This is a genomic window from Tolypothrix sp. FACHB-123 (genome assembly GCF_014697075.1).
Lineage (GTDB): Bacteria > Cyanobacteriota > Cyanobacteriia > Cyanobacteriales > Nostocaceae > Aulosira.
Genome location: NZ_JACJRE010000006.1, coordinates 84,665 through 97,681 on the forward strand (window position 1 = coordinate 84,665; position 13,017 = coordinate 97,681).

The window sequence follows — 13,017 nt, forward strand, 5'->3', positions numbered from 1 at the left end:
ATTCAATTTTGGATTTACGATTTTTGATTAACCTCTCCTTATAAAGAAGAGGCTTAAATATTGAAAAATTTTTGTTTTTCTTCTGGGTTAAGCCAGAGGCTTGAGACCAAGTATTTTAGATTTCAAATTTTCATTTAATCCAAAATCCAAAATCTAAAATCTAAAATCGCTTCCGTCAATTTTTCTCTTACCCTGGCATGACTTTTTTTGCAACCCCTAATTAATTCAATTGTCCCATTGCTATTAACTATCCACAACCCCTAACTAATTCAACTGTCCCATTGCTATTAACTATCCACTCTTGCGCTTCAATGATTTGTGTTTGGTTATTATCAGTTTGGGGAAGATTTGCTTTGGTCGTTTCTCTAGTATTCTCAGACAAATTACGTAAATCATTCCAGGTATTTTGACTTGAGAGAATGTGAGTAGGATTTTGTGGTAATCCATCTCTCCCAGAAATCACAAATTGATTGTCTCGATTCTTTTTACAACTAGCAACAACTTGCTGGGAAGCATCTATGACATCTTGTGGTAGTTCTGCGTTATTGATTTTGTTGGCTGCATCTGGGTTAGTTATAGTCACAGCTCCATCAACTCCAAATTGTGAACTAGCATCAATTTCACTATCGGTAGGTAAAAATATCCCATTAGTGGAGATGAAGATATTACCACCAGGGCCAAAAACAGCATTAGCACGGATATCACTATTATTTACCCCGACAACAAAATCGGAATTAATTAAAATATTACCACCGCCACCTGTACTGTCGGTAACGCTACTACTAATCAAGCTATTGTTGCGTAAAAATAGTAAATTACTATTTAAATTGATTGTACCTCCCCCTGATTGGGTAGATGTAGCGATGATTTCACCTTGATTAGTGCGAATTAGATTAGCTTCAATGAAGATATCACCAGCTAACCCTAAACCAGTGCTGCTAGTACTAATAGATGCACCACTATTTAATTCCAACAAATTGGTTGTTGCCCGAATTGTACCGCCATTAGCAGTACCTTTGGTTTCGGCAGTAATTTTACTATCATTATTGGCAATTATTGATTCTTGAATATTAAGTTGGATATTTCCTCCACCACCTTTCCAAGTCGATGCATTAATACTACTGGGTATTTCCGAGTTATTATTAAACATTTCTAAGAAGCGAGCATTAATTAAAATATCACCCGCCGCACCTTCTCCTGGAGTAATACTTTGATCGCGACTAGAAAAGTTACTTGCAGCAATAGTCGCACCATTTTGAATAGTTAACTTATCAGTATCTATGGTTAATTTACCACCATTTCCTTGACTGCGAAACTGATTTCTAACGCCCTCAGTCTCATTACTAGCATTACTAAATACACCACTACTACCACCAGAAATAAAACCACTTAAATTGATATCTTTTGCCTGTATACTTAATTCTCCAGCGTTGCCATTACCAAAAGTACTAGTGGCAATTTGCCCGCCATCCATTAAGCTAAGAGTTTCAGTGATAATATTTAATTTACCTCCTGCACCTGTAGCATTCCACTGAACATTAGCAGCAATAGTAGTTGGAAGAAAATTACCTTCTTTGCCCTGAATTTCTAAATTTGTTGCATCAATTTCTATCTGTCCAGCATTTCCTGAACCTGCCGTTTTCGCAATTATTACCGCTCCATCAAATATGCTTAAGTTATCGGTTTTTATTTTTAATAAACCACCATTACCTGTTGCACCTCGTTCGACATTACTAAAAAAACCACTAGCAATTGTCCCAACCGTACCACTTAATTCTATATTCTTGGCTTCAATTTCTAACTTCCCAGCATTCCCAGTACCCAAGGTACTATTTTGGATTTGTGCCCCATTTTTGACTTCTAAAATATCAGTTTTGAGGAAAATATTACCACCATCACCATTTGATTGAGTACTAGCTAACAATCCACTGGGAAATTCATCAAATGCAGCACCGATAAATTGAGATTTTTTTGCAGTAATATTAATATCCCCACTATTACCTTCACCAAACCAACTATTAGTTGATATTTGTGCCCCATCAGTAACTAGTAAATTCTCTGTTTCAATATTAATTTTTCCTGCATTTCCGCCACCAGAATCAGTGCTAGCAAATATCCCACTAGGCCCCAAAGCTCCACCAAAAACTAGTTCTATATTTTCAGCTTTAATATTAACTGTACCGCCACTTCCTAGACCAAAAGTCGTACTACTAATTTGTCCCCCATCTGTAGCAATTAATTTCTGAGTTACAATATTAATAATGCCACCTTGACCCTTTGCCTTTGGAGATACATCGGTAGATATTACAGTAGAGAGACCAGAATCATTATTAAAGCCACTGACTTGCAGAGATTCTGTAGCTTTAATATTGATAACACCTCCAGTTAAACCGCCTTCAGTATTAGCCAATATTGCCGAACCATCAGTGAGATTCAAATTTTTACCAATAATTTGAACGTTCCCACTACCATCACCACTCACATCTATAGAAGCAGCTGCATTGAGATTGATATCGGCAAAATTATTGACTCCATCGTAACTTAAAGATAAATTAGAATTGCTGAAATTAATTGTAACTAAACTATCTTTAACAGCACCAATTTCTACTCTACCTTGTGCGGCGGTTACATTACCGCCTATTAAGGAAACTTCACCACCAACTAATCCTAAGGTTTTACCAGATTGTACTTGTAGTCCTACAGGTCTATTTTCTCGAGAAGTGGCAAAAAATTCATTCACAAATAGTTGATTACCCTGTCCATTGACGGTAATCTTTCCCGGATTTGCACCATACTGTAAACCAATAGGGAGGTTAATAGTTAATAAAGGTGGTTCTTGGGGATTGACTGCACTATACAGATTCCCATCAGTAAATTTAATACTATCAGCAGTGCTGCTAACAAAAGAGCCGCCAATATTTAAAGCAGCATTAGCGCCAAAAATAATTCCGTTAGGATTAATTAAGAATAAATTTGCAGTTCCATTTGCTCGAATTAACCCATTAATTTCTGATATAGAACTACCCGTGACCCGACCGATTATATTAGTAATATCTAAATCATTTTTAAACCAAGCTGTCGTATCTTTCAGGACTGAAAATTGTTCAAAACTATGAAATAGATTACCACCGGCTCTAGTTCCACCAGTAATTTCTGTGACATTTTCTGAAGTAGAAGTTGCTGATGGTGAAGATAGTGTATTGTCAGGAATAATTTGGGCAAAAGTTACTGTTGGAGTGATAAAAACTGAGGATAAAATACCAAATAAACAAATATTTGCGTGATTATACATAATTTTCACCATTCAATCTATCCCCAGAAAAGATACTTATATAGTTCCCCTAAGCTCCCCTTAACTAACATCTTCAGCAAAAAGCATCCCTTTGATGATGTTAAAACCCCGACTTTTCCAAAAAGTCGGGGTTAACAGTCAACAGCCAAAACCGATATTTGTCACAACTGAAATAGGATTGCTATATTATGCGCTTTGTTTCAATTCTTGCTGTAAATCAGCCATAAATTGCAAGAAAAAATCTTTAAACACGCACTCTCTTTCAGAACTACCAGTACTAAAAGTAAAAGATAAATCTTGAATTTCAGCCGCAGCTTTACCAATCATAAATAACAGTACGGTTTTTCGGGGAGTTGTAGGCGATCGCAACATCCCTTCAAAAGTTGATGATTTAATGGCTATTCTGGGAACTTGTGGTGTGGGCGCATGGGTAGTAAATATGCGTTCAATTGGCTGATCGAGGTTATCTTTTAATTTTCTCAAAGATAAGGCTGAGGCTTGAACAACCTCACCAATATTATGCCCGACATCAAGAATATGCACGCCTTGGGGTAGGCTATGTTCGCAGTAAGCCATAATTTTTTGCTGCGCTTTTTTACCACGCATATATTTCCAAGGTAATATCGCTTCACTTAATTTTTGAACTGTATCTTTAGCCTCACGGGTAATTTCTAAAGGAATATCTGTGTCGAAAAACCTGCGATTGACAACTTGCACCATTGCATGTGCTAGGACTTCATCGCTAGCATTTATTCTTAATAATTCTGCAATTTGTTGCACATCTTCTTGACTATAACTAAGGGCAACTTTCTCTTCAAGATATGCTCGTCTAGAATAATAAGTAGAGTTATTGGTTGATTCAAACGGACAAAACCACAAATCCCGCTGATTATCGTGAAACTTAGTTGAGGGGAAATAAAACTTTACCCACCAAGGTAAAGTTTTGGTATCGTAACTATGCAACCGATCTACAGTCCCTGATTTCTCAATAAGTCTGATTTGCACTGGGTCAGAAACAATGATTATATCTAGTAAAAAGGGAATTTTGATACGCAACGGTTTGAGCCTAGATTGATTGAACATCTGTATAGCTCCATTAGCAGGGTAAACGATTAAACAGACAATGTTGTGTTAATTTTTGTGATAACAAGCGTAATTAATGCTGACAAGCTTGTCTTTATTTATTGTCAATTATTATGCATCATTACATATTACCCTTAGGGGTACTATTCTTTGTTTACAAAAACCAGTAAATAAAATGATGTAAATAAATATAAATATATTGCGAAATATTGCGAAACAGACATTGACCAAAAACACTCTTCCTTTATAGCCTCTGTGCGGTCGGTGAGTGCAGGCGAATTGTACCCTGTATTCTTGTTTAAATGATAAATATTTACGCCGATATCCTACCTAAAAAAATCATGATGGCTTCAGGAATTTGCAGAATTTAGGTGTAAATAATAATAACGAAAAAACCAGAATTAGACTCTAAAAATAATCTAAAGGAATTTATCAAATGTTTGGAATTCCCTGGCATCGTCTACCTACACTATTAGCATTGTTAAAATTATCTGGATTTCGCAAAGAACTGAGAAAGAAAAATCTCCACGATACCTCTCAATTACCAAACACAGACAAGCTTCCCGACCCCCAGCCTAGCCCTGATGGTCGTCATTTGTTAGCGCGTACCGCTGATGGTAGTTTTAACGATCTCAAGAACCCAGCAATGGGGATGGTTGGGACTCGTTTAGGGCGCAATGTTCCGTTGACAAAGGCCCAAGTAGATCGGCAAAATCTCCTAAACCCCAATCCGCGTGAGATCAGCCAGAGGTTGATGACGCGAGATGAATTTATTCCCGCCACATCTTTGAATATTTTGGCAGCTGCTTGGATTCAGTTTCAAAACCATGACTGGTTTTCTCATGGTGACAACCAACCAGATAAAAAAATTATTATTCCCTTAGCCGAGGATGATAACTGGCCGCAAGAACATCGACCGATGGCGATTCACGAAACTTTAGTAGATGAAAGCCGTCCTGAAGGAGAGACAGCAGAACCGCCAACATTTATTAACAAAGTGACTCATTGGTGGGATGGTTCGCAAATTTATGGTAATAATGCTGCACAGGTCGATCAACTGCGATCGCATATTGATGGCAAATTAATTATTGGTGATGATGGTTTGTTACCTGTTGATGCCAATGGTATCGATCGCACTGGTTTTAATGATAACTGGTGGATTGGCTTAAGTTTGCTGCATACTCTGTTTGTCAGAGAACATAACACGATCTGCGATCGCCTTAAACAACAATACCCAGATTGGACAGATGACGACCTTTTTGACCATGCGCGATTAATTAACGCTGCATTGATGGCGAAAATCCATACCGTCGAATGGACTCCGGGTATTCTCTCCCATCCAGCTTTGCAAATTGCCATGAATGCTAACTGGTGGGGGTTACTCGGTCAAAATTTCAAACGGATTTTTGGACGGATTGGTGATGGCGAGACAATTAGCGGAATTATTGGTTCACCCACAGACCACCATACAGCGCCTTACTACATTACAGAAGAATTCGTCAGCGTTTACCGCTTACATCCCCTAATTCCTGATGAATTTGAGTTTTATTCCCATAAAAACGGTAAATTGCTGCGCACAGGTGACTTTTTTGAAGTCGCAGGTAAAAGGGCTAGGGGGGTAGTAGAAGAAATTGGCTTAGCAGATTTATTTTATTCTTTAGGTATCACTCATCCAGGGGCGATTACCTTACACAATTATCCCAAAGCTTTACAGCAACTAATTCGCGACAACGGCGAAGTTTTCGATTTAGCGGCTATTGATATCCTCCGCGATCGCGAACGCGGCGTACCCCGTTATAATGATTTTCGCGAAATTATTGGTCGCGATCGCGTGAAATCCTTTGAAGAGATTACCAGTAATCAAACCTGGGCAAAAGAACTGCGCGAAGTCTACAACAACGAGATCAACAGCGTTGATTTAATGGTGGGGATGTTTGCCGAAGATTTACCCAAAGGCTTTGGTTTTAGCGATACAGCCTTTCGTGTATTTATTTTAATGGCTTCTCGCCGCTTAAAGAGCGATCGCTTTTTTACCAAAGATTACCGTGCAGAAATTTATACCCAATTTGGTCTCGACTGGATTGATAACAATGGGTTATTAACTGTCCTGCAACGTCACTTACCTAGCTTGGCTCCTGCCCTATCTGGAGTCAAGAATGGTTTTGCCCCTTGGCGACGGGTATAAGGTATTGGGCATGGGGCATGGGGCATGGGGCATGGGGCATGGGGCATTGGGCATTGGGCAATTCAATTTTGGATTTTGGATTTGCGATAGCGCAGCGTTAGCGAGTCCGCGAGCGTCTTTTGGATTGGGTTTGAATCTAAAATCTAAAATCTAAAATTCCTTGTCCCCCTGCTCCCTGCTCCCTTGCCTCTTCCTCCTGCCCTCTTGCCAAAAAAGTGAATGACTAACTGTAATAATTTCTACCTTTATTCACAAATTGCAAATTAAATGCATCTTCATAGTTAATATTGGGCTGAGACAGTCCGGTTTTTACCATGTTATCAAATAGTAATTGCCACTTTGCTGCTGTCATTGCACCAATTCCTTGAGTTTCTGCTTCCCCAGATAATATCACTCCATATTCGTTGAGTTTTTGAATCCCATAAGCAATTTGCTCATCTGTCATTTCTGGATTCTCTTTTTTAATTAATTCATTACCTGGTTGGGGATTTTCTAAGTAACTATACCAACCTTTAATAGAAGCATCAACAAATCGCTGCACTAAGTCCGGATTTTTTTCGACTAATTCTTTCTTAGTTTCAATAGTAGTGGCGTATGTTTGGTAACCATAATCTGCTAGTAAAAACACTAACGGCTTAAATCCACCTTGCTTTTCAATAGCGAAAGGTTCGGATGTGATGTAGCCTTGTTGTGCTGAATTTTTGTCAGCCAAAAATGGGGCAGGATTAAAGTTATAAGGGCGTTTTTGATCGTCTGTAAAACCGTACTTAGCTTTGAGCATCGGCCAATAATTGAGGTTAGCAGCAGCTGAGACATAAATTGGTTTGCCTTTGAGGTCGGCAAGAGTTTTAATTGCTGGGTTGGGATGGGAAATGATACATTGGGGGTCTTTTTGAAAAATTGCCGCTACCGTAATTTTGGGAATTCCTTGAGCTAAGCCGTTTATGGCATCAATGCCATAACCCATGAAAAAATCTACTGCTCCTCCCATCAATAACTGAGTCCCACTTGGTACTTGGGGGCCACCCATTTTAATTGTGACATCTAGACCGTGGTTTTTGTAGATTCCAGTTGCGATCGCCTGGTAAAATCCGCCGTGTTCTGCTTGCGCAAGCCAATTTGTACCAAACGTAACTTTATCTAACCCTGAAGTGCTTGATGCTGGGTTGCTATTAGCACAAGCTGCAAGAAAACTGCTACTTATACCAATGCAACTGTACTGAATAAACTGACGGCGACTAAGACGATAAATTGCAGTTGATGAGAATGGAGGCTGATTCATGGAACAGGATAACGCTCCTTAGGCTGTGGTATTTTAACTGATTCTGAATGTACATTCTAAAATCAGTTTTTGGTTTACCACAGAATAAGGCTGAATTGTGAGCGCGTTTTGAAAAGCTTGGATAGCTTCACGATATTTTCCTAATGCCGCATAACACAAACCCATACCATGAAGTGCACCAAAATGTACGGGATTGAGATTAATCACCATTTGGCAATCTGCTAAGGATCTTTGATAATCACCGATACTGTAGTAAAGAAAAGCACGACGATTCCATGCTTCAGCAAAATCGGGTTGTTCTTCTATTAGTTGGGTTAGAACTTTTTCAGCTTCCGTAGTTTCACCAGCATCCAGCAACTTTTGACTGTTATCAATTTTCTCTAAGCCATAAATTCCCTTTTGCTGAAACCAGATTCGCCATAGTTTTTTAGTGGCCTGTTCCCGAACTGTGGCATCAGAATTTTTCAAATCTTCAAGCAAAGATCTGATCGATAAAGAATCCATAAATGTGATCTAGGTAATCGTATTTATATATCAACTTTCGCACAAAATTCTCTACTTAGGCATATTTAAAGTTAACTTTAAATTCTCTTATTACAGTTGTGAATTACGCATTTTCCGTGTTGTAATTTAACTGTATTCAGTAATACTATTAATACGGATTTAAACAAATAAATTCATAAAAAATTAGTCATTAGGACATCATATATTTACCAATAGTTGACAAAACCCTATTGACTAATACTTGATAAAAACAGCACAAAAAAAATTAATTAATTATGCCAAAGCAAAATAGCGGTTCCCGGCATATTGTTCTCACATCCCATCCCAATAATGGTGGTACTAAGCCCATTCCGATTCACTGGGGGGCGAGTAATCCTCTGGAACGGGGGCCGATTATTGCAACTTTAACAAAGCAAGCACATCGAAATGTCATTGGGACTCACTCTGGTAGTTATGCGGTGTATCGCGCTTTAGCGGTAGCTAGCGGTGCTTTACAATCAGATCATCGAGCTGATTTAACGAATACAGCGCCAGTAACTCACATTGGCCCCCATCCGAGTTGGTTCGATGCTGATAAAATTGTTTCACTTGACCCCTTTGGGGCGGTAGCGAGTGAGGTATTTAGCTCTTATTACGCCCAAGGCTATGACATCCGCCCGACGATTGCTATTACCCAAGCGCATATTAATATGCCAGAACTGCAAGATGCGGTGGATAAAGGGCGCTTGCAGGTGGATGGCAAAATTATGAAGCCTGGTGGGGATTTGGTAGTGACAAAGGCAGCGATTGAGCCTGTGTGGTATTTACCAGGAATTGCCAAGCGGTTTGGGATTAAGGAAGCTGATTTACGCCGTGCTTTATTTGAACAAACTGGGGGAATGTTCCCGGAATTGGTGACACGTTCTGATTTAGAGGTGTTTTTGCCACCAATTGGCGGCGTAACTGTATATATTGTCGGTGATATTAATGCGATCGCCGATCCGAATAAACCTTTAGCGGTGCGGGTACATGATGAATGTAACGGTTCTGATGTGTTTGGTTCTGATATCTGTACCTGTCGTCCTTATTTAGTGCATGGAATTGAGGTTTGCGTCCAAACCGCCCAAGAGGGGGGTGTAGGCGTAATTGTCTATTGTCGTAAAGAAGGACGCGCTTTGGGAGAGGTGACCAAATTCCTAGTTTACAATGCCAGGAAGCGTCAAGAAGGAGGCGATCGCGCTGATGCCTATTTTGCCCGAACAGAATGCGTCGCCGGCGTGCAAGACATGCGCTTTCAAGAATTAATGCCCGATGTATTGCATTGGTTGGGAATTACCAGAATTGACCGCATGGTATCCATGAGTAATATGAAATACAATGCCATCACCCAAGCGGGGATTGAAATTGTTGAAAGAGTACCTATCCCAGAGGATTTGATTCCCCAGGATGCACGGGTAGAAATTGAGGCAAAAAAAGCGGCTGGATACTATACCACAGGCGAGGTATTAGATACAGAAAGTTTGGGAGAAGTCAAAGGACGAGATTTGGAAAGTTAAAACAAATTGTAGAGACGCGATTCATCGCGTCTCCTGGATTAGGAGGTGAAAAGTGGAAATGGGAACCGCCAAGACGCCAAGTACGCCAAGAGAGGAAGAAAGGTTAGTTGCATATCTTCGTTCGCCGGAGGCGATTCGGGAACGTTGTGGAGAATTGTTTTCCTGGGTGTGTGAGGGGAAGTCAGAGAATTTTCTGTGCGATTTGACGCAGTTGGGAAGGGTAGCGGATTATGTGATGGAGGTGATACGGGGGGAATACCCGAATTTGGATGTTCCGTTTCACAGTCGCTGGCGACATTTTGAAGTTGGGGGTGTGGGACGATTAGCTAAGTTAGATAAGCTCTTGGCGCAGTTATCGCCAGAGGAAAAAGCGGCGGCGAAGTTTGATTTGGCGATTATTAGCGTGCTTTTAGATGCTGGTGCTGGGGATAGATGGCATTATGATGAGCAAGAAACTAATTTAAGGTTGGGGCGTTCGGAAGGGTTAGCGGTGGCGAGTTTCCAGATGTTTTGTCAAGGGAATTTTGCTAGTGATGGTTTACCCCAGGCTAATGCTTTTCGGTTACAACAGTTAACTGAGGCGGAATTAGCAGCAGGATTCCAGGTAACTGCTGATAATCCTTTGGTGGGGATTGGGGGAAGGTTGAATTTATTGCAAAAGCTAGGACAAGTTTTACTGGCTTCGCCCCATCTGTTTGGCGATACAAATCCTCGTCCGGGGAATTTGGTTAAATATCTTTTGGGTAAGTCGGAGAATGGGAAGTTAGCCGCGACAACTGTATTGAGTGCAGTGTTAGAAGGGCTGAGTGATATTTGGCCGGGTAGATTAGAGATAGCTGGGGTGAATTTGGGCGATGTCTGGGAACATCCAGCGATTAGTGATGATGGTTTAGTGCCTTTCCATAAATTATCTCAGTGGTTAACATATTCTTTGTTAGAACCATTGCAAGAACTTGGGTTAACAATTACTGGTTTGGATCGACTCACTGGTTTACCAGAATATCGTAATGGGGGCTTATGTCTGGATTTGGGACTGATAAACGTGAAAAATCCAGAAATTTTACACACATCTCACTCAGTAGCATCAGCAGTTATAGTTGAATGGCGGGCTTTGACTGTGATTCTTTTAGATAGAATTGCGGCGACAGTCCTGGAAAAATTAGGTATGAGTCCTGAGGAACTACCTTTAGTCAAAATCCTCCAAGGGGGAACTTGGACAGCTGGGCGCAAAATCGCCGCCGAACTCAGAACAGGTGGGATACCCCCCATACAAATAGAGAGTGATGGGACGGTATTCTAGCTTCAGGGCATTGGGCATTGGGCATTGGGAAAACAGATTTTCATACTTAGTTGTGAGATTTTCTCGTGATTGACTGATGGGGAAGAGGGGAAGAGAAGAGACGGAGGACAAGGGAGACAAATGACAAATGACAATTGTGCAGACGCGATTAATCGCGTCTCTAATGACAAATGACTAATCAAGTAACACTTATTGAACATCCATTAATTCAGCATAAGTTAACGCTGATGCGGCGGGTGGAAACTAGTACAACAAAATTTCGGAATCTGGTGAAAGAAATTAGTTTGTTGTTGGCTTATGAGGTAACTAGGGATTTACCTCTGAAATACGAGGAAATTAAAACGCCACTTGCACCAATGAATGCGCCTGTGCTTGCACCTGATAAAAAGTTGGTGTTAGTTTCGATTATGCGGGCGGGACAGGGTATTTTAGATGGGATGCTGGAGTTAATGCCATCTGCTAGGGTGGGACATGTGGGTTTATATCGTGACCCGAAAACCTTGATTCCCATCGAATATTATTTTAAAGTCCCCCATGATGTGGAACATCGAGACATGATTGTAGTCGATCCGATGTTAGCAACGGGGAATTCGGCTGTAGCGGCGGTAGAACGTTTAAAATCAACTAATCCTTTATCAATCAAGTTCGTCTGCTTACTTGCTGCACCGGAAGGAATTGAGCATTTTTGTGCGGTGCATCCAGATGTACCTTTATACACAGCCGCAATTGACGACCATTTAGACGAACATGGTTATATTATCCCCGGCTTGGGTGATGCAGGCGATCGCTTATTTGGCACTAAGTAAGCACAAATACTCAATGCCCAATGCCCAATGCCCAATGCCCAATTATTTGTATGGATTACCTAAAGCTTTGGGTGGTGTAGATTTGCCTGCTAATCCGACTAATGCCAATAAAGCGATCGCATACGGTAACATTACTAAAAATTGGTAGGGGATATTTGCACCTAAGGCTTGAATTCGCAGTTGCAAGGCTTCTGTAGCACCAAATAGCATACAAGCTAAGGCACTATATATAGGATGCCATCTGCCAAATATTAAAGCTGCGATCGCAATAAATCCTTTACCTGCACTCATCCCCTCGGCAAAAAATCTGACTTGGACTAAAGTTAAATAAGCACCGCCTAAACTCGCTAAACAGCCGCTAATTATTACGGCGATATAACGGACATTTTCTACTGATATTCCGGACGTATCTGCTGCTTTGGGCGATTCGCCTACAGCCCGCAATGTTAAGCCAAAGCTGGTTTGATATAAAATATAAGTAGTTGTAATTACTAAAAATATTAGTAAATATACTAATATATCTTGCTGAAATAACAGCGAACCTAGCACGGGAATATTTGCTAAACCAGGAATGATAATTGCGGGAATTCCTGGTAATTGCTGTGTACTGCTACCGCTAAATACTAACCTGCCTAAAAATGATGTTAACCCAGCAGCGACGAGATTAATTGCTAGTCCAGAGACTAATTGGTCAATGCGCAAAGTTATACATAAAATAGCATGGAGTAATCCCACCAAGGCACCAGCTAATAAGGCAGCTAGGATACCAAGCCAAGGATTACTAGTGTAGAAAGTAGCAGCAGCGCTGGTAAAAGCACCTGTGAGTAACATTCCTTCTAGGGCGATGTTTAATACTCCTGAGCGTTCGGAGTATAATCCGCCTAGAGCAGCGAATCCTAAAGGGATGCTGAGGCGTAAGGTTGCTATGAGGTAATCAGAGAAGAAGTTGAGATTATTCATATCTGTTTTTAAAGACTCTGTTTAGTCTGCATTTTGTTTCATTTATTTAACCGCAGAGGCGCAGAGAACA

General features: G+C 40.5%; 9 protein-coding genes. 4 read left to right on the forward strand and 5 right to left on the reverse strand.

Annotation, left to right across the window (positions count from 1 at the left end; translation table 11 throughout):
- Positions 1-247: 247 nt before the first annotated feature.
- Complete coding sequence (locus tag H6G41_RS06220; protein WP_190744621.1) at positions 248-3,292, reverse strand: filamentous hemagglutinin N-terminal domain-containing protein; 3,045 nt, start codon at positions 3,290-3,292, stop codon at positions 248-250.
- A gap of 186 nt (positions 3,293-3,478) precedes the next feature.
- Positions 3,479-4,375, reverse strand: a complete 897-nt coding sequence (locus tag H6G41_RS06225) for a hypothetical protein (RefSeq protein ID WP_190744622.1) — start codon at positions 4,373-4,375, stop codon at positions 3,479-3,481.
- A gap of 436 nt (positions 4,376-4,811) precedes the next feature.
- Between H6G41_RS06225 and H6G41_RS06230 the strand changes: the two genes are divergently transcribed.
- Positions 4,812-6,560, forward strand: a complete 1,749-nt coding sequence (locus tag H6G41_RS06230; RefSeq protein WP_190744623.1) for a peroxidase family protein — start codon at positions 4,812-4,814, stop codon at positions 6,558-6,560.
- Positions 6,561-6,783: 223 nt separating this feature from the next.
- Here H6G41_RS06230 and H6G41_RS06235 read toward each other — a convergent pair whose 3' ends face one another.
- Together H6G41_RS06235 and H6G41_RS06240 are read right to left on the reverse strand one after the other, a co-directional pair.
- On the reverse strand, positions 6,784-7,842 hold the full coding sequence (locus tag H6G41_RS06235) for an ABC transporter substrate-binding protein (RefSeq protein ID WP_190744624.1): 1,059 nt from the start codon (positions 7,840-7,842) through the stop codon (positions 6,784-6,786).
- 33 nt (positions 7,843-7,875) lie between these two features.
- On the reverse strand, positions 7,876-8,346 hold the full coding sequence (locus tag H6G41_RS06240; RefSeq protein WP_190744626.1) for a tetratricopeptide repeat protein: 471 nt from the start codon (positions 8,344-8,346) through the stop codon (positions 7,876-7,878).
- 275 nt (positions 8,347-8,621) lie between these two features.
- Here H6G41_RS06240 and H6G41_RS06245 point away from each other — a divergent pair, with 275 nt between their 5' ends.
- The 3 genes from H6G41_RS06245 (at position 8,622) to upp (ending at position 11,987) form a co-directional block, all read left to right on the forward strand.
- Positions 8,622-9,881 (forward strand): GTP cyclohydrolase II, encoded by a 1,260-nt coding sequence (locus H6G41_RS06245; protein WP_190744628.1) that lies wholly within the window; start codon positions 8,622-8,624, stop codon positions 9,879-9,881.
- 58 nt (positions 9,882-9,939) lie between these two features.
- Positions 9,940-11,181: a URC4/urg3 family protein gene (locus H6G41_RS06250; RefSeq protein ID WP_190744799.1), complete on the forward strand. Its 1,242-nt coding sequence runs from the start codon at positions 9,940-9,942 to the stop codon at positions 11,179-11,181.
- A gap of 170 nt (positions 11,182-11,351) precedes the next feature.
- Positions 11,352-11,987 (forward strand): uracil phosphoribosyltransferase, encoded by a 636-nt coding sequence (upp, locus tag H6G41_RS06255; RefSeq protein ID WP_190744630.1) that lies wholly within the window; start codon positions 11,352-11,354, stop codon positions 11,985-11,987.
- Positions 11,988-12,029: 42 nt separating this feature from the next.
- On the opposite strand, the gene H6G41_RS06260 is transcribed toward upp, so the two are convergent.
- On the reverse strand, positions 12,030-12,947 hold the full coding sequence (locus H6G41_RS06260; RefSeq protein WP_190744632.1) for an ABC transporter permease: 918 nt from the start codon (positions 12,945-12,947) through the stop codon (positions 12,030-12,032).
- Between the last annotated feature and the right edge of the window lie 70 nt (positions 12,948-13,017).